This is a genomic window from Curtobacterium sp. TC1, assembly GCF_019844075.1.
Classification (GTDB): domain Bacteria; phylum Actinomycetota; class Actinomycetes; order Actinomycetales; family Microbacteriaceae; genus Curtobacterium.
This window is the reverse complement of sequence record NZ_CP081964.1, coordinates 2,660,706-2,681,454: the sequence shown is the minus strand read 5'-3', so window position 1 is coordinate 2,681,454 and position 20,749 is coordinate 2,660,706. Positions and strand designations below refer to the sequence as shown.

Genomic DNA, 20,749 nt, shown 5'->3' with positions numbered 1-20,749 from the left:
AGAAACCGGTACCGTCTTCGTCGTGCGTATCTCTGTCATCGGCTGCGGGTACCTCGGTGCCGTGCACGCCGCCTCCATGGCCAAGCTCGGACACGAGGTCGTCGCGGTCGACGTCGACCCGACGAAGATCGAGCGGCTCGCCGCCGGCGAGGCCCCCTTCTTCGAGCCCGGACTCCCGGAGATCCTGACCGAGGCGCTCGCCTCCGGCCGGATCCGCTTCACCACCGACATGGCCGAGGTCGCCGGTGCCCGCGTGCACTTCCTCGCCGTCGGGACGCCGCAGAGCCCGACGGGAGCCGCGGACCTGACGTACGTGAACGCCGCTGTCGCCGCGCTCACCCCGTACCTGTCCGCCGGCGAGTTCGTCGTCGGCAAGTCGACCGTCCCGGTCGGCACCGCTGCGCGCCTCGCCGACGAGGTGTCCGAGGCCGTGCCCGGGGCGACGCTCGTCTGGAACCCCGAGTTCCTCCGCGAGGGCTTCGCCGTGCAGGACACCATCAGCCCGGACCGCTTCGTCTACGGCGTCCCGGACGGTGACGCCGGACAGGCCGCCGTCGACGCCCTCGACGAGGTCTACGCCGAGGCGCTCTCCACCGGCACGCCCCGACTCGTCGTCAACCTGCCCACCGCCGAGCTCGTCAAGATCAGCGCGAACGCGTTCCTCGCCACGAAGATCTCCTTCATCAACTCGATGGCCGAGATCGCCGAGGTCGCCGGTGCCGACGTCACCGCGCTCGCCGACGCCATCGGCCACGACGCCCGCATCGGCCGCAAGTTCCTGAACGCCGGCCTCGGCTTCGGTGGCGGCTGCCTGCCGAAGGACATCCGCGCGTTCCAGGCCCGGGCGAACGAGCTCGGCGTCGGGGAGTCCCTCGCGTTCCTGGCCGACGTCGACGCCACGAACCTGCGTCGTCGTGCGCACGTCGTCGAGCTCGCGCAGGAGCTGCTCGGCGGGGTCGTCACCGGCAAGCGCGTCGCGGTGCTCGGTCTGGCCTTCAAGCCGAACTCGGACGACGTCCGTGACTCGCCGGCCCTCGACATCGCCGCACGCCTGCACGAGCTCGGCGCCACGGTGTCCGCCTACGACCCCGAGGCCGTCGTCACCGCCCGTCGCGTGCACCCGGAGCTCGACTTCGTCGAGACCGCGGCGGACGCGCTGTCCGGCGCCGACCTGGTCCTCGTGCTGACCGAGTGGACGGAGTTCCGCGAGCTCGACGCGACCACGGCGGCGTCCCTGGTGTCGAGCCCGGTCGTCATCGACGGCCGCAACTGCCTCGACCGCGACGCCTGGACCGCAGCGGGCTTCACGTACCGCGGCATGGGGCGCTGACGCCGATCGTCGTGGGCCGGATCCAGCGTCTGGCCGCCGGACGTCTGCGTCGACCCGGACGACTCAGCCAGGCCGACTGGGTGACACCGGTCGTGCTCGCGGCGACGCTGCTCGCCCTGACGGCGTCGGTGGCGCGGACGTTCTCGTCGATGCCGCTCGCGAGCGTGGACGAGTCGGCGCACGTCGACTACGTGCTGCGGGTCTGGCACGGGCAGCTGCCGGTCCTGTCCGACGGCATCCGGTTCCGTCCGGGGTTCGGCGGGACCCCGCCCGTGCAGTGGGTCGCGCAGCACCCGCCGCTCTTCTACCTGCTGCTCGCACCGGTGGTGGGGCCGCTCGTCGACGCCGGGCACCCGGTGCAGGCCGTGGTGCTCGGTCGTCTGGTGAACGCCGTGTTCGTGGCGGCGATCGTGCCGGTCGCCGCGTGGGCCGCTGGCCGCTGCTTCCCCGGGGTCGTCCGGCTGCCGGCCACCGTGGCCGTCGTCACCGCGTCGACGAGCGTCCTCGTGGTGCAGGGCGGCGTCGTGTACAACGACTCGCTCGCAGCGTTGACCTGCGCGCTGGCGTGCGGCGTCGCGGGCGCAGCGCTCCGGTCCGGCGTCGGCCCGGGGCTCGCCGTCGGTGGTGCCTTCGTGGCCGCGGCCGGGGCGACGACCCGCCTGTCGTTCGCCCTCTGGCTCGTGGCGATCGTCGTCGCGTTCGCGCTGGCCCGCACGGTCCGGTTCGGCCGGCTCCGCGGTGCCTGGGCCCGCGTCGCCGTCACGGCGCTCCCGGTGTTGGCGGCCGCAGCCGCCTCCGGGTGGTTCTGGCTGCGGAACGAGGCACTGACCGGGTCGTTCAGCGGCCGACCGACCGCCTGGCCCGGGTACACGCCGCGACCGCACTACTCCGAGGCCGAGGTCGTCTCGATGCTCGGTTTCTGGCGGCAGCTCTTCGCGCTGTACCGCGGGTCGTTGCCGATCGCGAGCCCGCTGCCGTGGGTGCTCCTGCTCGTCCCGGTGCTGCTGTTCGTCGCGGCCCTCGTGCTGCGGCGCCTGCGACCCTGGGCGCCCGCCGACGACGACCGGTGGCCGCGCCGTCTCGTGGTCGCGATGCTCGTCGTCGTCACGCTGCTGTTCGTCGTCGTCGAGATCCGCTACACCGCCGGGGGTGGGGCACCGCTCAACCGGTACACGCTCACGGTGCTGCTGCCGATCGTGTTCGCGATGGCGGCCGGCTTCCTCGCCTGGCGTCGCGCGGCAACGGTGCTCGTGCTGGTCTGGGGCGCCCTCGCGTTCGTGCCGACGTGGTCGCTCCTGCGGTTCGGGGGCTCGGACCTCGTCGAGCACTCCGGCACCGTCGTCGTGCTCGCGTTCGCGGCGGCGGTCGTCTGCGCCGCCGCGATGCTGGTGACCTACGCGATGGCCGCGCGCAGCACCGCCCGGTAGCGCTCGCCGATCCGCTCGGTGGAGAACTCCGCCGCCGAGACGACGGCCTGCTCCTGGTAGCGCGCCCGTGCGGCATCGTCGGTGAGGACGCGCTGCAGGGCTGCCCGGAGCGCAGGGACGTCGCCAGGGGGCACGAGGACGCCGGACACGTCGTCCCGCACGACGTCGCGGATGCCGGGCAGGTCACTCGCGACGATCGCTGCACCGACGGCAGCAGCCTCGAGCAGGGTGACCGGCAGTCCCTCTTGATCGCCGTTCGCCGCCGGGATCGACGGCACCGCCACGACGGTGGCCGATGCGAGGGTCTCGAGCACCTCGGTGCGTCCGCGCTGACCGAGGAACGTCACGGGCAGTCCGGCGGCCTGCTGCTCGAGCTGGGCCCGGTAGGGACCGTCACCGACCACGGTGAGCCGCCACGGCACGTCGTAGCCGAGCCCGCGGAGGGCCTCGATCAGGTTGCCGAAGCCCTTCTTCTCGACCAGCCGGCCGACCGCCACGACGTGGTGCTCCTGGGCGGGGACGCGGGCGCGGGTGTCGCGGGCCGGGCCGAGGTCGACGCCCATCGGGATCACGGTGGACCGGGCCTCGGGTACGCCCCACTCGGTCAACCGTTCCCGCATCTCGGAGTTCACGGTCGTGACGTGCGCCGAACGGCCGAACACCCAGCGCTTGAGGCGGACCAGGGGAGCGGCACGGAGCGCGTAGATGTCGCCGCCGTGGGTCGTCACGACGACGGGCACGCCCGGGGCTGCCAGCGTCGCGACCAGGGCCTGCGGGATGGCCCAGTGCGCGTGGATGACGTCGGGCTTCGCGGAGCGGACCACGCGGCGGATCGCGAACCACTGCGCGAGCACCAGGGCCGGCACCTGCACGATGCGTGACCGGCGCTCCTTGAGGTTGTCGAGGATCGCGCCGTCGGCCAGGTCCTCGAACGCCTTCGGGAAGTACGGGAAGCGCCGGACGCCGACGTCGCCGATGCGTTCGGTGGTGGCACCGCCGGGCACGCGCGGGGTGAGCACCATCGTGTCGAACTCGAGGGCCTCCTGGTGGGCGAGGTCGAGCACGAACGCCGGCACGCCGTCGTCCGGACGGGCCGGGAACGTCGAGCCGAGGACGAGCAGGCGGGGACGGGCGGAGGAGGTGGGGCGGGACATCGTGCCTTTCCGGGGGTCGCGGGGGACGGTCCGGTAGGCTCTCCACCCGTGCGCGTTCTGATCCACAATAGCGATTCGCCCCACAACCGCGGGGACCGGGCGATCCTCGCCGGCAACGTCGAGCTGGTCCGCCGGCGGTGGCCCGACGCCGAGATCGTCTCCCTGTCGCAGTACCCCGAGCGGGACGCCGCGTGGTTCGGGATCCGGTTCCTGCCGGTCTCGCCGTACAGCACCGGCATCGGCGACCTGTTCGCCCTCCTGCGTGCCGCACGCAGTGCCGACGTCGTCCTGTGGGGTGGCGGGGAGATCCTCAAGGACTACACGAACAAGCTCGGCCTCGTGTACTGGTTCGGCAAGATGCTGCTGGTCCGTGCGGTCAACAAGAACCTGGTCGGGGCCTTCCAGGGCATCGGCCCGACGACCGCCGGCGTGAGCAAGCGCCTGATCCGCGCCACCGTCGACCTGTGCCGCTCGTTCGCCGTGCGCGACGACGAGTCCCGCGAGAAGCTCCTGTCGTGGGGCGTCCGCACACCGATCGTGTCGTCGTTCGACCCTGCCGTCGTCGGGACCGTCACCACGCCCGACGCCGACGTCCTCGAGCGCCTCGAACGCACCACCGGCCTGACCGCCGAGCGCCTCGAGGGCTCGATCGGCTTCGGGGTCCGCCGCTGGTTCCACTACAAGCGCAGCGGCTGGATCCCGTTCCGCTTCCTGCCGAAGCGCTTCCGGCAGACCGGCGTCGACAGCGACAAGCTCGTCACGTACCGCCAGGCCGTCGCGGACCTGGCCGACCGCGTCATCGACCGCTGGGACGCCGACGTCGTGTTCTACCCGATGCACATGGAGGCCTCCGAGGGCGACGCCGCCTTCGCCCGCGAGGTCATCGCCCTCATGCGGCACGCCGACCGCACCCACGTCGTCGAGGCCGACGAGTTCTCGCCGTCCGAGTACGCGGGGCTGATGTCGCGCAGCCGGCTGTTCCTGGCGAGCCGCCTGCACTCCGCGATCGTCGCGACCATCGCCGGCGTCCCCGCCGCGGTGCTCTACTACGTCGACAAGGGCCGGCTGTTCTTCGAGCAGATGGGTCAGCAGGAGTTCTCGAAGCCGATCGAGGCGGCGCTCGAGCCGAGCTTCGTCGACGACGTGACGGCGCAGCTCGAGCGGCTCGACGCGGACCGCGACGCGGTCCGCGCGCAGCTCGCCGAGGGCGTGGCCCGGATGGCGACCGCGCTCGACGCCGACTTCGCCGAAGCGACCCGCGACGTCCGCTGACACCTGCGGCTCGCGATCGTGAGCCGACGACGGACGGGAGGCCCGTGGCGACGCCGCCACGGGCCTCCCGTCCGTCCGGGCGAAGCTCGCCGGCGCGTGGTGCGTCGGCTGCGCACCGTGCGTGCGTCGTCGTCTGGTGCGGGCGTGCCCGTTTGGTGCGCGGTTGCGTGGCGGCACGGGGCGTGCAACGGCGCACCGGGTGTCGGAGTCCGCACCGTGCGGCGGACGGGGGGCGCGTGGGTGCGTGGGCTGCGCACCGTGCGTGCGTCGTCGTCTGGTGCGGGCGTGCCCGTTTGGTGCGCGGTTGTGTGGTGGCACGGGGCGTGCAACGGCGCACCGGGTGTCGGAGTCCGCACCGTGTGGCGGACGGAAGGCGCGTGGCGACGCCGCCACCGGCTTCCCGTCCGCCTCCGCACCGGCTCAGGGCGTGACGCGTCACTCCGTCTTGGCCGCGAAGCGCTTCAGGTACGTGATGTTGTTGCGGTAGACGTCCTGGTCGCCGGGGAGCACCCCGCTGGACGCCCACTGCCAGAAGGTCCACTTCGACCAGCTGCGTCCGAGGGTGCCCGGCGTGGTGAAGTTCTTCACGGGGTAGATCGCGACGAACAGCGGGTTCTTCGAGAACTGGTTGCTGTTGTTCGTGCAGCGCTTCCACCAGTCCGTCGTCGTGTAGATCGCCGGGTAGCGGTGGATCTTCTTGTAGACGGTGTTCGAGAAGTCCTTGATCCAGCTGCGCATCTGGCCCCAGGTCTTGCCGTAGCAGGTGCCCTGTGCCGCACTGCCGTACTCGATGTCGAGCAGGGGCGGCAGCGTCTTGCCGTCCTTGCTCCACTGCCCGCCGTGCGCGAAGAAGTAGTTCGCCGTCGCGGCGCCGCTCGCCTGGCTCGGCTGCGCGTACACGTAGCCACCGCGGTACAGGTTCCGCTGCTTGGCGGTGGCGTACTGCTGCTTGTAGGTCGAGCTGACGTAGGAGGTACCCTCGGTCGCCTTGACGTAGGCGAAGCGGGCGCCGTTGCGGTACGCCTGCAGGAAGTTGACGCTCGGCTGCCAGGCGCTGATGTCGAAGCCCTGGATGCGTCCCGGGGGCGGGCCGGACGCGGTGGCGGCGGCGGAGGTGCTCAGCGACTGGGCGCTCACGCCGCCGGCGGCGCTGTCCGGCGCGGTGACCGTGACGTGCGACTCGCCGGCGTGGGCGGCGATGCCGGCGCCCATGGTGTGGTTCCCGGTGCGGTCCATCTCGGCGATGGAGAGCTGCTCGGCCGCGGGGGCGGGGGCCGCCGACGCGGTGGCCGTCGGAGCCGGCGTGGTCGCGGCGGTCTCGGCGACCGCCGTCCCGCTGCCGAAGGTGATGGCCCCGGCGACGGCGGCAGCGGTGCCGAGTCCGAGGATCCTGGTGATCGGTGCGCGCATGTGGTCTCGTCTCGTCTTCCCTGTCGAGATGCCGTGGGCCTGATCACCCACGCCGCGGTCCGAGCGATGCTACCTGCCGCCCGCCCGTGCTGTCCGCGACGCGCAGCACGACGGCGTCCGCGGCCGCGAGCGACGTGGTGCGGTCGTCAGCGCTCGCTGCGGCTGCCCGCGTCGGGGGAGGCGCTGTCGGTCTCGACCTCGGGCAGGCGTCCGCGGTGCGACACCTCGGCCGTCGCGTGCTTCTGTCGGCGGTTCATGAAGTTGCGCTCGACGAGCCACCAGAAGCCGATGCAGATGCCGATCACGACCGGGATCACGACGAAGACCATCATCAGGAACTGGTACTTCGGGTACAGGCCGAGGGGCAGCAGGAGCAGGTTGCCGAGGCCCAGCAGCGGGCTGTGGAACAGGTAGATCGAGTACGACACCAGACCAGCGAGCACGAAGGGCTTCCAGGCGAAGAAGCGGGCGAGCCACGTGTGGTTGCCGGTAACCGCCTGGCGGCCCATCCAGGTGAGCAGGATGCCGGCCAGGATGCCGGTGACGACCTCGGACGGCCAGGTCTGGTGCTGCCAGTAGTCGCGGTTGCGGAAGAACACCAGCAGCGTCCCGAGCACCATCGCGCCGACGAAGGCGCCGCTCGCCCACCGCGGCCCGCCGAGCTTCGAGTGTTCGCGGACCACGCCGGACAGGTGCTCGTCGCGGGCCTTCACGGTCAGCTCGGCGGCGAGCATCCCCACCGCGAACAGGCCGACGAACCACGGGTGCATGAACGAGTAGCGGCTCTCGGCGCCCATCCACATGCCGATCAGCACCAGGCTCGAGGCCGTCGCCCAGCCGCCGAACACCCGCCACAGCGGCAGGATCAGGAGCGGCATCAGGAAGTAGATCTGCCACTCGACCGCGACCGTCCACATCGGGCCGTTGATCTTGCCGATGTACTGCGGGAAGAAGTCGTGCACCAGGAAGAAGTGCGTCAGGAACGTGCCCCAGCCCATCGGCAGCTTCGTGTCCCACTGCGTGCCACCGGGCTGACCGAGCACGGGGACGAACAGGATGAGGAGCGCGAACAGCACGAGCGACGCCCAGTACGGCGGGATGATCCGTCGGGCGCGTCGCCAGACGAACTTCCAGAAGCCGCCGGGCAGGCGGTACCGGTCGAACCGGGTCAGCACCGGCAGCATGAGCACGTAGCCGGAGAGCACGATGAAGAGCGGGACGCCGAGGTAGCCCCAGCCGATGATCGGGCGCAGCCAGGGCAGCTCGGTCGGGCCGGTCCCGGTCGTCCCGGTGAAGAGGTACGCGTGGTAGAAGACCACCGCGAGTGCGGCGAGGCCGCGGAGCCCGTCCAGGTAGGGGAACTCGAGCCGGCCGCCGGCGCGGGGCGCGGCGGCAACGGGATCGGCTGCGGATTCTGCTGCGCGGGTCTCGGTGGCCAACGATCGTCCTCGGTGTGGTCGGAGCGGGGTCGCAGGCAGTCTCCCACACGCCGAGCGGGTGTCGCGATGCTGCGCCCTGTGCCTGGTGTTTCGGTTCGGATGTCATGATGAAGCACGTGACCTCGACGAGCGCAGCCGCAACGCAGATCACCCACGAGCCGGATCGTCGGCGTTCGGGGGCCGCTCCGCGTCGCTTCGCGCGCGTCGTCGCACCGCTCGTCCTGGCACTCCTCGTCGTCGTGGGGGTCGCGCTCAGCGCGGCGGTCGCGTACCACAACCGCCTCGGCGTGACGAACGTCGACGGCATCTCCTACATGGGCATCGCCCGCGAGTACGCGAACGGCTGGCTGCCCGACGCCATCAACGCCTACTGGTCGCCGATGGTGTCCTGGATGATGGCGCCGTTCATCGCAGCCGGCCTCGGCATGCAGACGGCGTTCGCGGTCGTGAACTGCTTCGCGGTCGCCGTCGTGCTCGGCATCGGCGGCTGGCTGGTCTGGTCGCAGAACCACCGCATCGTCCCGGCGGTCCTCTTCATGGTCACCGCGATCCCGGCGCTGATGAGCGCGGTGTCGGTGCAGACCCCCGACCTGCTCGTCGTCGCGTGGGTCGTCGGCTACCTCTGGGCACTCCGGTGGGCGGACCAGGCGCTGCACGGGTCGACGCGGGCCCGGCTGGTCTCCGGCGGCGTGCTCGGCGCCGTCGCGGCCATCGGGTACTTCGTCAAGCTGTTCCTGCTGCCCGTGGCGGTCGGCGCGGTGATCCTCTGGCTGCTGCTGCGGGTGTGGTCCGCTCGACGCCGCCGCGAGCCGGTGCGGCACTGGTGGACGTCGCCCGTGGCCACGATCGTGGTCTTCGCCGTCGTCATCGCGCCGTGGGTGGGCGCCCTCACCATGAAGTACGGTTCGCCGACCCTGGGCTCGTCGCTCTCGGTGAACATCGGCTCGAAGTTCGACGACGGCGGGCGCGCGACCGACTGGCCGTTCCTGCCCGTGCCGCCGAACTCGCACGCGTTCTCGCCGAACGAGGACTTCACCCCGTCGGTCTACAAGCAGGGCCCGATGGACAACCCGGACCCCGCCGTGGTGCCGCCGACCGACGACGCCGCCACCACGACCGAGGACACCGCGCCGAAGGTGACGAAGGACTCCGGCATCGCGGCCCGCGCCGGCTACTACCTGCACGAGCGGATGCTCGCGCTGCCCTACTACCTGCAGAAGATCAGCACGTTCGCGCCGTTCGCCGCACCGATCGCCCTGCTCTTCGCCGCGGCCCTGGTGATCGGCGTGGTCCGGTTCCGCCGGTACGCCTTCACCTGCATCGTGGCGGCGACGACCCTGGTCTACTTCGTCGGCTACGGGATGATCACGTCGTCGTCGAGCGGCGGCGGGAACGCGCGGTACTACTGGCCGCTGTTCTACCTGACGGCGATGATCGGCGCGCTCATGCTGCCGGCCGTCTGGCGGCTGGTCCGCCGACGCGGCGTGGTCCGGACGATCGTCGCGTGCGTCGCGATCGCCGTCGTCCCCGTGGCGTCGTTCACGCAGAACTGGATCGGGTCGCCGGCACCCTTCTACCCGTCGGTGAACCGTACCGAGGCCCTGCGCGTCACCGGACCGACGGACGTGCCCGAGATCGTCCGGCTCGCCGACCAGATCCGGGCGAGCGGTGTCCTGCCGGAGGACGCGACCGTCATCGGCTCGAACTACCGCTCGCTGTCGTCGCTCGCGTTCCTGACCGACACGCGTGTGTACGGTCGCTCAGGTCAGGGCTACACGTACCACTCGGACGCGATGCGCAAGCTCTTCATCGACCAGGGCGTGCAGTACTTCGTGCAGTTCGACCCCGCCACCGCACCAGCACGCGACTACTCGATGGCCGGGAAGCTCGTCGGGACGTACAACGCGACGATCTCGTGCAGCGCCGACCGGTCGACCGATCCCGAGATCCCCTGCCGCATCCAGATCGTCAAGTTCGCGAAGTAGTCGCCGCTCCAGGGAGCGAGCCACACCAGCGTCTACGATGACCTGGTCCCGAAGCCCGGCAGGAGACCACGTTTGTCAGGAACCACCAGCGACACCCCCGCACCCGAGGGGAAGCGTCCGCCGAAGTGGCGGCGGTTCCTCGGCAAGGCGATCCCGATCGTCTTCTACGTCCTGCTCGCGGTGTTCCTCGTGCTGTACCTGCGCGGCGTCGACTGGGGACAGCTCGCCGAGGCCGACTGGCAGTGGGGGTGGGTGGTCGTCGCGACGCTGATCAGCCTCGGGTTCCGCTACTGGGGTGTCGGCATCTGGTTCTACCTGCTGCGGCGGCTCGGTGCGACCGGCCTCAAGGGCAGCGGTGTCACCCTGACCTACGTGTACGCGAAGTCCTGGATGGGTCGCTACATCCCCGGGGCGGCCACCTGGATCATCGGCAAGGTCTACTTCGCCTCGAAGCACGGCGTCTCGAAGGCCCGACTCGGCGTGAGCGGCCTGCTCGAGGGCGCCCTGCAGATCGCCGCCACGCTGGCCCTGGCGCTCGTGCTGCTGCTCATCGACCCGCGCACGCACGACCTCGACCCGTGGCTCATCGCCCTGATGATCGCGGCGTTCGTCGGCTGCGTCGTCTGCCTGATCCCGCGGGTGTTCGTGTTCCTGATCGGCATCGCGCTGAAGATCCTGCGCCGCAAGCCGCTCGAGGCGGACGTGCGCCCGAACCTCGGCACGGTGCTCGGCGGGGCCGGACTGTACATCGCCGGCGCAGTGCTGTCGGGTACCGCGTACTACTTCATCACGCTGGCGGTGTACCCCTCGCTGAAGCTCTCCGACGCGGCGTTCGTCATCGGTGCCGCGAGCATGGCCTCGGCGATCAGCATGTTGGCGGTCTTCGCCCCCGGCGGGCTCGGTGTCCGAGAGGGCGTCCAGGCCCTCCTGCTCGCGCTGGTGATGCCGGTGCCGGTCGCCCTCGTGGTGGTCGTCGTCACCCGCATCTGGAGCCTCGCGGTCGACGGACTCTTCCTGCTCTGCGCCGCAGCCCCGACGTGGTTCCGTCGTGGTCGCCCGACCGACGACCCCTCCGCTGTCGAGGGCAGCGCACCCGCCGCCTGACGCGCACGACGCGAGCACGCACGCCGCGAGCACGCACGCCGCGAGCGCGCACGCCGCGAGCGCGCACGCCGCGAGCGCGCACGACGGGAGGTCACGACGCGGGGGCGACCACCCGACGGTCGGCTCGGGCGACCTGCACGACGGACGCGACGAGTCCCACCGCGACCAACGCCACGACGACCACGAGCACCGCGGGCGGCACGGGCCCGATCTCGGAGTAGCGCAGCAGCCCGCGGCCCGTCACCGGGAACAGCGCCGCGTTCCAGAACCACGCCGACGCCACCGCGAACCCGTACACGCCCACCGCGGGCAGCAGCACGGCCAGCGACACGGCGACCCGGGAACGTGCGCGCCCGGCGGGCACCAGGCGACGCCATGCGATGGCGCTCAGCACGATCAGGCAGACGATGGCGGGGAAGTAGTAGCGACCCTGGGTCGCGGCGACCTCGGTGGTGGTCAGGTACGAGTGCGCGCTCGTCCGGTTCTGGATGCCGATGAGCAGCGCCGGGAACACCGCCAGGCACAGCGCCACCCGCAGGTCGGGGCCGCGCCGGAACGCCCAGCCGACGAGCACGACGAGCGCGATGACCGTCAGGACGGCGGTGAGCAGGTCGCCCATGCTGACCTGTGCCCGACCGCCGAAGCTGCCCCAGAACGTGCGGGCGAGCGTTCCCCAGCTGACGTCGAGGAAGTGCCCGAGCGTCGGGTGCTCGCCGGGTGGGAAGTCCTTCGGTGGGCGCATCGCCGTGTACCCGTTCGGCTGGATCCGGCCGTAGGCGAACCAGTTGTGGATCCACCACCACGCGCCGATGCCACCGGACACCGCCATCGTCACCACGGTGCGGACCACCCGTTGCCGCAGCGACAGCACCCCGGCGCCGGCGAAGAGCACGACGACCGCCACGAACGGCACCGCGGGCAGTCCGGTGCCCTTGATCCAGACCAGGGCACCGAGCACCACCGCGAGCGCGATGGTGGTGCGCCACCGGGTGTCCCCGGTGAGCAGCCGGGAGGCGAGCCACACGACGATCCCGGCGACGAGCAGCACGGGGGCGTCGTTCGAGAACGAGGAGCCGATGGACGCGAGCTCGGGCGTCGCGAACACCGCGAGTCCACCGACGAGCGCGGCCCGCGGCGACCGGGTCACCCGGCGGACGGACGCCCACGCCAGCAGCGGCAGGGCGGTGACGGCGAGGACGTCGGCGAGCCGCAGCGCGGTGAACGCCCGGTCCCACCGCAGGTCGCCGAAGTCGACGGCACGGAGCACGGCAGCACCGGCGAGGTAGGCGGTCGGCGGGTGCTGCGTCATCTGGTTGACGGTCGAGGACACCCCGGGGGCGTCCTGCAGCAGCTCGCTGACGGTCGACCACTCGCTCGACGGCTTCGTCGCCTGCTCGACCTTCGCGGCCTGCACGGCGTTGGTGACGAACAGCTCGCCGGGAGCGGCCCACGCGTCACCGAGCGCGACGTGCACGGCGGCGTCGACGTGCGCCGTCTCGTCCGGGGCCTCGAAGACCGGGACGATCAGCGCCCAGGCGACGAGCCACAGGCCGAAGGTCGCCGTGACGACGGCGATCGCCACACGCTCCCAGCGGGCGGTGCGGGGTGGTGCGGTGGTGCTGGTGGTGGTCTCGTGGGCCGTCACCCGGTCGAGTCTAGGGCGCGCCCCTCGTGTGCGACGTCGGTGGCGACGGGCTCGGAACCGGTCCGCTCGGGGTGGTACACCCACACCTTGTAGAGCCAGAAGCGGAACACCGTGCCGAGCACCAGGCCGACGATGTTCGCGACGTTGTCGGCGAGGACCGAGGTCAGCCCCATCACGTAGTGGGACACCCCGAGGCAGGCGAGGGCGATGACCATGCCGCCGAGCGAGACGACGACGAACTCGATGCCCTCGCGGGTGGCGACCGCACGGCGCTGCTCGCGGAACGTCCAGTACCGGTTGCCCATCCAGTTGACGAAGATCGCCACGACCGTGGAGATCACCTTCGCCCAGAACGGCCCGGAGTGGACCTCGTCCGGGTCGAGGACGGTGATGCGCAACACGTTGAACACCGTGGTGTCCACGACGAAGCCGACGGCGCCGACCACGCCGAAGCGTGCCAGCTGGGCAATGAGGCGCCGCACGTGCCCTCCAGGATCCGTAGAGTTGTCGCGGGCCGTGCACAACGCGACCCGAACAGCGATTGTAGACAACGCGTTCACCCCGGATGGTGTGAACGCCGGAAGGATCACACAGCATGGCGTTGCGCGTCGGGGTCATCGGTGGGGGACAGCTGGCACGGATGATGGTGCCGGCGGCCGTCGAGCTGGGGATCGACATCCGGGTCCTCGCCGAGGGGCCGGGCATGTCGGCCGCCATCGCCGCCACGGCCGAGGGCGACTACCACGACGCCGCGACGGTCCTGGCGTTCGCCCGCGACGTCGACGTCATCACGTTCGACCACGAGCACGTGCCGCAGGACGTCCTCCGCGCCCTGGTCGACGCCGGGGTGGCCGTCCGCCCCGGACCCGGCCCGCTCGCCGTCGCACAGGACAAGATCACGATGCGGACGAAGCTCACCGAGCTCGGCCTGCCGGTGCCCGACTGGGCCGCGGTGCACGACCCGGACGAGCTCCGCGCCTTCCTCGACGACCACGGTGGCCGCGCGGTGGTCAAGACGCCCCGCGGTGGCTACGACGGCAAGGGCGTGCGGGTCGTTTCGGACCCCTCGGACGTCGACGACTGGTTCATCGCCGTCGCCGAGGCCGGTGGCGGGCAGGCCCTGCTCGCCGAGGAGCTCGTCCCGTTCACCCGCGAACTCGCGCAGTCCGTCGCCCGCCGTCCGTCCGGCCAGGTGGTCGCGTGGCCGCTGGTCGAGACCGTGCAGCGCGACGGCGTCTGCGCCGAGGTCATCGCGCCCGCGCCCGACAGCGCCGGCCGCATCGCCGACGTGACGGAGTCGATCGCGGTCCGCATCGCCGAGGAGCTCGGGGTCACCGGGGTCCTGGCCGTCGAGCTGTTCCAGACCGCCGACGAGCGCATCCTCATCAACGAACTCGCGATGCGACCGCACAACACCGGGCACTGGACCATCGACGGTGCGACGACGAGTCAGTTCGAGCAGCACCTGCGTGCCGTGCTCGACCTGCCGCTCGGCGGAACCGGGTGCTTCGCCCCGGCTGCCGTGATGATCAACGTGCTCGGCGGGCCGGCGGACGGCGACCTCGCGGCCCGGTACCCGGCCGCGCTCGAGGCGTTCCCCGAGGCGAAGTACCACTTCTACGGCAAGGCCCCCCGCCCCGGTCGGAAGATCGGGCACGTCACCGTGATCGGAGACGACGTCGACGACGTCGTCTACCGCGCACGGGCGGCCGCGGCGCACTTCGACGACTGACGACGGGCCCGTCGACGCGACGGAAGGGCGGACGGGAGGCCCGTGGCGACGCCGCCACGGGCCTCCCGTCCGCCCGCGGGTCGCGTCCAGGGCGGCCGACACGTCCCCAGGACTGCCGACACCCGCTCGGGTGGCACCCGCACTGGCGGGTGGTGGCGCGCGGAGGCCCGTGTTCCCATGGACCGGTCAGGGGTCGACCGTCCGAGGAGTGTGTCCATGCGCCGCCGTCCGCGCCGTGCTGTCTTCTGCGCCGCCGCCGTCGCACTCACCGCTCTCGTCGGCGGGGTGCTGCCCGTCTCGTTCGCGTCGAGCGCCACCGCAGCGACGTCCGCGACGACCATCCGGTCCGCGTCCGCCGCCTCGCTCTACGGGGCCGGGCCGTACCGGTCGCCGACCAGCGAGGCAGCGAAGGCGGCCACCGCGCTCGCCGCCTCCGATCCCGCCGGTGCCACCGCGGCGTCGACCATCGCCCGCTACCCCGTGGCGACCTGGCTCGGCGAGTGGACGCAGGGGACCCAGCTGACCAGGACGATCAGCACGGCGGTCGCGGGCGCCGAGCAGTCCGGCACCACCCCGGTGTTCGTGCTGTACGCGATCCCGGACCGGGACTGCGGCGGGTACTCCGCCGGCGGCTTCTCCGAAGACTCCTACGACGCGTGGGTCGACCAGGTCACCGCCGCACTCGCCGGACACCGTGCCGCCGTCATCGTCGAGCCGGACTCGCTCGCGATGCTCAGCAACGCGAAGTGCAGCACCACGCTCGACGACCAGCGCTACCGGATCCTGTCCCGCACGGTCGCCGGACTCACCGCCGCCGGGGTCCCCGCCTACCTCGACGCCGGCAACTCGAACTGGGTGCCGCCCGCGACGATGGCCGCACGGCTGAACAGCGCCGGCGTGCAGCGGGCCCGCGGGTTCTTCACGAACGTCGCGAACTACTACCCGACCGCGCAGGAACAGGCCTACGCGCAGAAGGTCTCCGCCTCCACCGGCGGCTCCCACTACGTGATCGACACCTCGCGGAACGGGCAGGGCTGGCGCGGGACCTGGTGCAACGGCCCCGGCGCCGGACTGGGCACCTCGCCGCGGGTCGTCGCCGACGGCACCGCGCTCGACGCCCTGCTGTGGGTGAAGACCCCCGGCGCGAGCGACGGCACCTGCAACGGTGCCCCCGCCGCGGGCAAGTGGTGGTCGTCCTACGCCCAGGCCCTGGTCGCGAACGCCCGGCTCGGGGTCCCGGCAGCCGACCTCGCACCACAGGGCTCGCTCGAGGTCGTCGCCGGCACCGGCGGTGGCGTCCGGGTCCGGGGATGGGCCTTCGACGAGGACGACCCCACGCAGCCCGTCCGGGTCCGCGCCACCGTCGACGGCGTCGCCGCGGGAGCCGTGACCGCCGGACTCCGCCGGACCGACGTGGATGCCGCTGCGGGCGTCGGGGCGACCCACGGCTTCGAGGCCGTGGTGCCCGCGTCCGCCGGCGCTCGCCGGGTCTGCGTGACCGCCGTCAACATCGGCGCCGGGTCGGACACCACGCTCGGGTGCGCCACCGTCCGCGCCTTCCGGCACGACCCCTACGTCGCGCTCGAGTCCGTGACGGGCAAGCGGGGCGGCATCAGCGTGCGCGGCTGGGCCTTCGACGGCGACGCCGTGACGTCCGCCAGCACCGTCGCCATCACGGTCGACGGCAGGCGGGTGACGTCGCTGTCGGCGGGACGCGTGCGCGCCGACGTCGATCGGACGTGGGGTTCCGGCGCGCAGCACGGCTTCGCCGGCACCGTCGCCCTCAAGGCCGGCAAGCGGACCGTCTGTGCGGTCGCGCGGAACACCGGCACCGGGAAGGACCGGAAGGCGAGCCCCTGCCGGACGGTGACGGTCACGCGGCGCTGACGGTTCGGTCGGTCCGCGATCCCGCACCGTGCGGGTTGTGGGTGCTGCGGTCGCACGGTGCGACACTGCTCACTCGGTGCGAGGTTGATCGCTGGGTGCGGCCGTGCAGGTTCGCACGGAGCGGTCAACGGTCTCCCCGGCGACGAACTCCGCACGGTGCGCGTCCGACCAGTGCGTGCGAGCCCGGTCGCCCGGTGCGAGAGGATGGGCGCATGCCGCGTGATCTCGTCCGCCGAGCCGCTCGTCGACTCCGTCGGGCCGTCGTCGGGACGCCTCCCGTGCCCGCTCCGCTGCCGATCCTGGGCTACGTCGTCGCGGGCGCCGACGGAGCGCACCCGGCGTCCGCCCACGTGCGGGTCGTCCGGCGCACCGAGCACCTGGCGGCGAGCGGCACGGCCGAGGTCCGCCAGGTCGACCCGGTCGCCTTCGTCGACGGGACCGACACGACACCGTACGCCGCGGTCCTGGTGCAGCGCGACATCCTGCCGCGCGACGCCGTGCAGCCCTTCCTCGCCGCTGCTGCCGCCCGCGGGGTCCGTGTCGTCGGCGAGGTCGACGACGACTTCTTCACCGAGTCCGGCCGCCAGCGCCTCGCCCGCGCCGAGTACGACCCGGACCGCCTCGCCTCGATCGACGCGTTGGTGCGCGGCGCCGACACCGTCGTCGTGAGCACGCCGGAGCTCGCCGACGTCGTGCGCCCGGTTGCCCGCGACGTCACGGTCGTGCCGAACGCCCTCGATCCCGGGCTCTGGACACCCGGTGCGACCGAGGACGACGACGACCGCCCCGAGGGCGAACACCGGGTGCTCTACATGGGCACGCTCACCCACGCGGCCGACCTCGAACTGCTGCGCGACGTCTTCACCGACCTGACGACCTCCGACGGCACGCCGATCCGGCTCGAGGTCATCGGCGTGACCGACGAGGGCGGCGCCGACTGGTTCCGCCGCATCGAGGTGCCGGACGGCCACTACCCGGCGTTCTCCCGCTGGCTCGTGGCGCACCGGGAGCGCTGGCGCGCCGGTGTCGCACCCCTCCGCGACGAGGAGTTCAACCGGGCGAAGAGCGACCTGAAGTTCCTGGAGTACACCGCGCTCGGGATGCCCGCGGTGGTCTCGGACCGGCCCTCGTACGCCGTGGCGCGAACGCACGGTGCGGTCACAGTGCCCGACGACGTGGTGGCCTGGTGCGATGCGGTGCGCGCCGCCGTCGAGCGCGGGACGGCCGACGAACGGGCCGTCCAGTGGGTCGCGGGGGAGCGCACGATCGGCCGTGACGACGACGTCTGGCGCCGCGTGCTGCTCGGCTAGGCTCGTCGCGTGACCGACACCGACGCACCCGTCCAGCCGCTCGTCTCGATCATCATGGGGTCGGACTCCGACTGGCCGACGATGCGTGCTGCGGCCGACATCCTGGCCGAGCTCGGCATCCCGTTCGAGGCGGACGTCGTGTCGGCGCACCGCACGCCCGACAAGATGTCCCGGTTCGCCCGCGGCGCCGCCGAGCGTGGCATCCGCGTCGTGATCGCCGGTGCCGGTGGCGCCGCGCACCTGCCGGGCATGGTGGCGTCGATGACGACGCTGCCCGTGATCGGCGTGCCCGTGCAGCTCGCACGCCTCGACGGCCTCGACTCGCTGCTGTCGATCGTGCAGATGCCGGCCGGCATCCCGGTGGCGACGATGGCGATCAACGGCGCCGCGAACGCCGGCCTGCTCGCCGCGCGGATCATCGGGTCGTCGGAGCCGGCCGTCGCCGCCCGCCTGACCGAGTACGCCGACGGCCTCGAGAAGCTGGTCGAGGAGAAGGCCGCGCGCTTGCGCGACTCCCTCTGAGCGCCGCCGTGTCCGCTCGTCTCCGTCTCCGTCGCCACGCCGCGACGCTCGTCCTCATCGCTGTCGCGGTCGTCGCAGCCCTGGTGTGCGCCGTCGCCGCACGGCGTGCCGGCCCGGTCAACCCCGCGGCCCGGTGGTTCCGTGGTGCGGACGAGCACGTCGTCGCCACGAAGTCGCAGTTCGACTCGTGGCTCCTGGCGCTGCACGTGGCCGAGGTCGCCGCGGTGGTCGTGGTCGTCGCCGTCCTGGCCGCGGTCGTCACCGCCGTCGTGTCGTCACGCCGCCGTCGCGCGCGGGTCTGAACGCCACCATCCGCCGGAGTCCACGAGCGACCGGCAGCCCCAGAACGGGGGGCGCAACACGGCGCTGATCAGCACTTCTTCGACGTAGACGGAACGTTCTGCAACCCCCGCGTATTGGGGATGAAGCGGTTCTGTCAACCCCGCGCGCGGGCTGCATTTCGCAACTACGGTGAACGGCGGGTGGTCGAGATCCGGCCTCCCGGCACCCACGGGAACGGGTGCGAACCGTCACGTCAGGGAGTGACAGCTCATGCAGAAACGCGCAACCAAGCGGGCCGCACTCACCGTCGTGCTCCTCAGTGCCGCACTCGTCGCAGGACCGCTCGGAACCGGAACCGCAGCGTCCGCCAGTTCGGCACCGATCGGGAACGTCGGGAACTTCAAGCAGACCTTCCGCGAGAACTTCAGCACCGCCGCGGCCGCCAAGGGCACGTTCGCCAAGACCTACGCGAAGTCGTGGCAGCCCTACCCGGACGGCACCGGCGGCATGTACTACTCGGGCGCCCAGATCAGCTCGCACAACGGGTACATGGACGTCAAGCTCGACGGCAAGCACGGCGCCGCTGGCACGTTCGGTACCCCGTCGGGCGCGTGGGGGCACAAGGGCGGCAAGTTCATCGTCCGTGCCAAGGCGACCGGCGGTGACGGGAACGGCGCCGCGTTCATGCTGTGGCCGTCGTCCGACAAGTGGTCGGACGGTGAGATCGACTACCCCGAGGCGAACTTCGACCAGCAGCCGATGCTGCACCACCACTCGATGACCCCCGGCCAGGAGGTCAACGCGACGAGCCTGAGCACCGGCGTCTCGTGGCGTGCATGGCACACGTACTCGATCGAGTGGATCCCCGGGAAGTCCGTGCGCTACCGCCTCGACGGCAAGGTGATCAAGACGATCACGAAGCACGTGCCGAAGACCGCGCACCGGTACATGTTCCAGGTGGGCAACTGGGGCGCCACCGGCCACCTGTACATCGACTGGGTCAGCACCTACACGTACAAGAAGTGACGTGCCGCCGGCTCAGAGGTCGGCGTGCAGCTGCCAGGTCTCGGCGGCGGAGTCGCTCCAGTCGTACATGCGGGCGCGGTCCGGTCCGGCGACGGCGAGCTGACCGGCGAGCAACGGGTCGTTGACCACCTGGTATACCGCCTGTGCGATCCGCTCCGGGTAGGACTCTCGCGGGTTCCGGGCGACGGTGACTCCGGCGTCCGACGCGACCTCGGCCACCGCAGGGTCGTCGGAGTGGATGACCGGGGTGCCGAAGCTCATCGCCTCGATCACGGGCAGGCCGAAGCCCTCGGCGAAGCTCGGGAACACGAACACCGTGGCCCGGTCGTAGACCACGGCGAGGTCGGCGTCGTCGATCCGGCCGAGCACCTTCACGCGGTCGCGGGCGAGCCCGGCGCGCTCGGCCGTGCCGTACACGTCGACGTCGCCCCAACCGTCCGGGCCGGAGATCACGAGCGGGATGTCCGTCGGTGCGTCGGGGTGCGCGAGTGCTTCGATGAGGGACCCGAGCGCCTTGCGCGGTTCGAGCGTGCCGACGGCCAGCACGTAGCGGTCCGGCAGGCCGAGGCGTTCGGCGCGCAGGTCGGCGTCGACGGGCAGCCGCAGCCGACCGCTGGGGGCGCCGCCGATGACGCGCAGCCGGTCGTCGAAGCGGTGGATCTCGTTCAGGGCACTCGCCACCGCGTGGGTGGGCACCACGACGGCGTCGGCGTGCTTCCATGCCCGCTTCACCATCGCCTTGTGGAAGTGGACACCGCGGGGCGTCAGGGTCTCGGGGTTCGTCCACGGCACCGTGTCGTGCACCGTGACGACGGTCTGCCGACCCGGGTCCTGGAACCGGTCGTGCTTGACCAGGGGCGCGAGGACGCTCGGTGCGTGCACCATGCCCTTCGCGATGCCACCGACGAACCCGCCCTGCCACGCCAGCGACAGCTCGCGACGGGGCAACGGGAGGCGCTGCAGATCGGACAGGCCGGGCAGCAACGTGCGCAGGTGGGCCATCTCGTCGGAGCTGACCGCCGACACGACCCCGGCAACGTCGCACCCGCTCGGCGCGTTCGCGACGAGGTGACGGGTGAGCTCTTCGGCGTACCGCCCGATGCCACCCGGGACGGGCGCGACGACCTGGTCGACGAGGACGTGGAGGGTGGTCATGGTGCTGCTCTCCTCGTCGTGGTGATGGGGCCGAGGACCGGCCCGGCGCCCGGCTGCCCGACCCTACCA

At 71.9% G+C, this 20,749-nt stretch carries 17 protein-coding genes; 11 read left to right on the top strand and 6 right to left on the bottom strand.

Annotated elements, in window-relative coordinates:
• The first annotated feature begins 22 nt into the window (after positions 1 to 22).
• Together KZI27_RS13655 and KZI27_RS13650 are read left to right on the top strand one after the other, a co-directional pair.
• The gene (locus KZI27_RS13655) at positions 23 to 1,330 is read left to right on the top strand and encodes a UDP-glucose dehydrogenase family protein (RefSeq protein ID WP_222658035.1); all 1,308 of its coding nucleotides are present in this window, start codon (positions 23 to 25) and stop codon (positions 1,328 to 1,330) included.
• Positions 1,331 to 1,341: 11 nt separating this feature from the next.
• Positions 1,342 to 2,757: a hypothetical protein gene (locus KZI27_RS13650; RefSeq protein WP_222658034.1), complete on the top strand. Its 1,416-nt coding sequence runs from the start codon at positions 1,342 to 1,344 to the stop codon at positions 2,755 to 2,757.
• Here the strand turns inward: KZI27_RS13650 and KZI27_RS13645 are convergent.
• Complete coding sequence (locus tag KZI27_RS13645; protein ID WP_222658033.1) at positions 2,724 to 3,911, bottom strand: glycosyltransferase; 1,188 nt, start codon at positions 3,909 to 3,911, stop codon at positions 2,724 to 2,726. The two genes, KZI27_RS13650 and KZI27_RS13645, sit on opposite strands and share 34 nt — an antisense overlap.
• Before the next feature lie 48 nt (positions 3,912 to 3,959).
• On the opposite strand from KZI27_RS13645, the gene KZI27_RS13640 reads away from it, so the two are divergent.
• Entirely contained in the window at positions 3,960 to 5,183 is a 1,224-nt protein-coding gene (locus tag KZI27_RS13640) for a polysaccharide pyruvyl transferase family protein (RefSeq protein WP_222658032.1), read from the top strand.
• A 435-nt stretch (positions 5,184 to 5,618) separates the two neighbouring features.
• Here the strand turns inward: KZI27_RS13640 and KZI27_RS13635 are convergent, their stop codons facing one another.
• Together KZI27_RS13635 and KZI27_RS13630 are read right to left on the bottom strand one after the other, a co-directional pair.
• The gene (locus KZI27_RS13635; RefSeq protein WP_222658031.1) at positions 5,619 to 6,593 is read right to left on the bottom strand and encodes a GH25 family lysozyme; all 975 of its coding nucleotides are present in this window, start codon (positions 6,591 to 6,593) and stop codon (positions 5,619 to 5,621) included.
• A 146-nt stretch (positions 6,594 to 6,739) separates the two neighbouring features.
• Positions 6,740 to 8,032, bottom strand: a complete 1,293-nt coding sequence (locus KZI27_RS13630; protein ID WP_222658030.1) for an acyltransferase family protein — start codon at positions 8,030 to 8,032, stop codon at positions 6,740 to 6,742.
• A gap of 116 nt (positions 8,033 to 8,148) precedes the next feature.
• Here KZI27_RS13630 and KZI27_RS13625 point away from each other — a divergent pair, with 116 nt between their 5' ends.
• Both KZI27_RS13625 and KZI27_RS13620 read left to right on the top strand, forming a co-directional pair.
• On the top strand, positions 8,149 to 10,017 hold the full coding sequence (locus tag KZI27_RS13625; RefSeq protein ID WP_222658029.1) for a hypothetical protein: 1,869 nt from the start codon (positions 8,149 to 8,151) through the stop codon (positions 10,015 to 10,017).
• 72 nt (positions 10,018 to 10,089) lie between these two features.
• The gene (locus KZI27_RS13620) at positions 10,090 to 11,121 is read left to right on the top strand and encodes a lysylphosphatidylglycerol synthase domain-containing protein (RefSeq protein WP_222658028.1); all 1,032 of its coding nucleotides are present in this window, start codon (positions 10,090 to 10,092) and stop codon (positions 11,119 to 11,121) included.
• A gap of 91 nt (positions 11,122 to 11,212) precedes the next feature.
• Here the strand turns inward: KZI27_RS13620 and KZI27_RS13615 are convergent, their stop codons facing one another.
• Both KZI27_RS13615 and KZI27_RS13610 read right to left on the bottom strand, forming a co-directional pair.
• A complete protein-coding gene (locus KZI27_RS13615) occupies positions 11,213 to 12,766 on the bottom strand; it encodes a DUF2142 domain-containing protein (protein ID WP_222658027.1) in 1,554 nt (517 codons plus the stop codon).
• Positions 12,763 to 13,248, bottom strand: coding sequence for a GtrA family protein (locus KZI27_RS13610; protein WP_222658026.1), 486 nt, complete (start codon positions 13,246 to 13,248; stop codon positions 12,763 to 12,765). Before KZI27_RS13610 ends, KZI27_RS13615 begins: the two co-directional genes overlap by 4 nt.
• 113 nt (positions 13,249 to 13,361) lie before the next feature.
• Here KZI27_RS13610 and KZI27_RS13605 point away from each other — a divergent pair, with 113 nt between their 5' ends.
• The 6 genes from KZI27_RS13605 (at position 13,362) to KZI27_RS13580 (ending at position 19,525) form a co-directional block, all read left to right on the top strand.
• Positions 13,362 to 14,498, top strand: a complete 1,137-nt coding sequence (locus KZI27_RS13605; protein ID WP_222658025.1) for a 5-(carboxyamino)imidazole ribonucleotide synthase — start codon at positions 13,362 to 13,364, stop codon at positions 14,496 to 14,498.
• A gap of 216 nt (positions 14,499 to 14,714) precedes the next feature.
• Positions 14,715 to 16,385, top strand: a complete 1,671-nt coding sequence (locus KZI27_RS13600; RefSeq protein WP_222658024.1) for a glycoside hydrolase family 6 protein — start codon at positions 14,715 to 14,717, stop codon at positions 16,383 to 16,385.
• 212 nt (positions 16,386 to 16,597) lie between these two features.
• Positions 16,598 to 17,695, top strand: a complete 1,098-nt coding sequence (locus tag KZI27_RS13595) for a hypothetical protein (RefSeq protein WP_222658023.1) — start codon at positions 16,598 to 16,600, stop codon at positions 17,693 to 17,695.
• Positions 17,696 to 17,749: 54 nt separating this feature from the next.
• Positions 17,750 to 18,217: a 5-(carboxyamino)imidazole ribonucleotide mutase gene (purE, locus tag KZI27_RS13590; protein ID WP_222661385.1), complete on the top strand. Its 468-nt coding sequence runs from the start codon at positions 17,750 to 17,752 to the stop codon at positions 18,215 to 18,217.
• Between the two features lie 8 nt (positions 18,218 to 18,225).
• Entirely contained in the window at positions 18,226 to 18,519 is a 294-nt protein-coding gene (locus KZI27_RS13585) for a hypothetical protein (protein WP_222658022.1), read from the top strand.
• Positions 18,520 to 18,769: 250 nt separating this feature from the next.
• Positions 18,770 to 19,525 carry a glycoside hydrolase family 16 protein gene (locus KZI27_RS13580; RefSeq protein ID WP_222658021.1) on the top strand — a complete coding sequence of 252 codons (756 nt, stop codon included), beginning with the start codon at positions 18,770 to 18,772 and terminating at the stop codon, positions 19,523 to 19,525.
• Positions 19,526 to 19,537: 12 nt separating this feature from the next.
• Here KZI27_RS13580 and KZI27_RS13575 read toward each other — a convergent pair whose 3' ends face one another.
• Positions 19,538 to 20,680 (bottom strand): glycosyltransferase family 4 protein, encoded by a 1,143-nt coding sequence (locus KZI27_RS13575; RefSeq protein ID WP_222658020.1) that lies wholly within the window; start codon positions 20,678 to 20,680, stop codon positions 19,538 to 19,540.
• Positions 20,681 to 20,749: the final 69 nt, after the last annotated feature.

Bases quoted from the DNA above. Each gene is read 5' to 3' on its own strand.
- KZI27_RS13645 (WP_222658033.1), bottom strand. From the start codon at position 3,911: ATGTCCCGCCCCACCTCCTCCGCCCGTCCCCGCCTGCTCGTCCTCGGC.
- KZI27_RS13635 (WP_222658031.1), bottom strand. From the start codon at position 6,593: ATGCGCGCACCGATCACCAGGATCCTCGGACTCGGCACCGCTGCCGCC.
- KZI27_RS13605 (WP_222658025.1), top strand. From the start codon at position 13,362: ATGGCGTTGCGCGTCGGGGTCATCGGTGGGGGACAGCTGGCACGGATG.
- KZI27_RS13600 (WP_222658024.1), top strand. From the start codon at position 14,715: ATGCGCCGCCGTCCGCGCCGTGCTGTCTTCTGCGCCGCCGCCGTCGCA.
- KZI27_RS13595 (WP_222658023.1), top strand. From the start codon at position 16,598: ATGCCGCGTGATCTCGTCCGCCGAGCCGCTCGTCGACTCCGTCGGGCC.
- purE (WP_222661385.1), top strand. From the start codon at position 17,750: ATGGGGTCGGACTCCGACTGGCCGACGATGCGTGCTGCGGCCGACATC.
- KZI27_RS13580 (WP_222658021.1), top strand. From the start codon at position 18,770: ATGCAGAAACGCGCAACCAAGCGGGCCGCACTCACCGTCGTGCTCCTC.
- KZI27_RS13575 (WP_222658020.1), bottom strand. From the start codon at position 20,680: ATGACCACCCTCCACGTCCTCGTCGACCAGGTCGTCGCGCCCGTCCCG.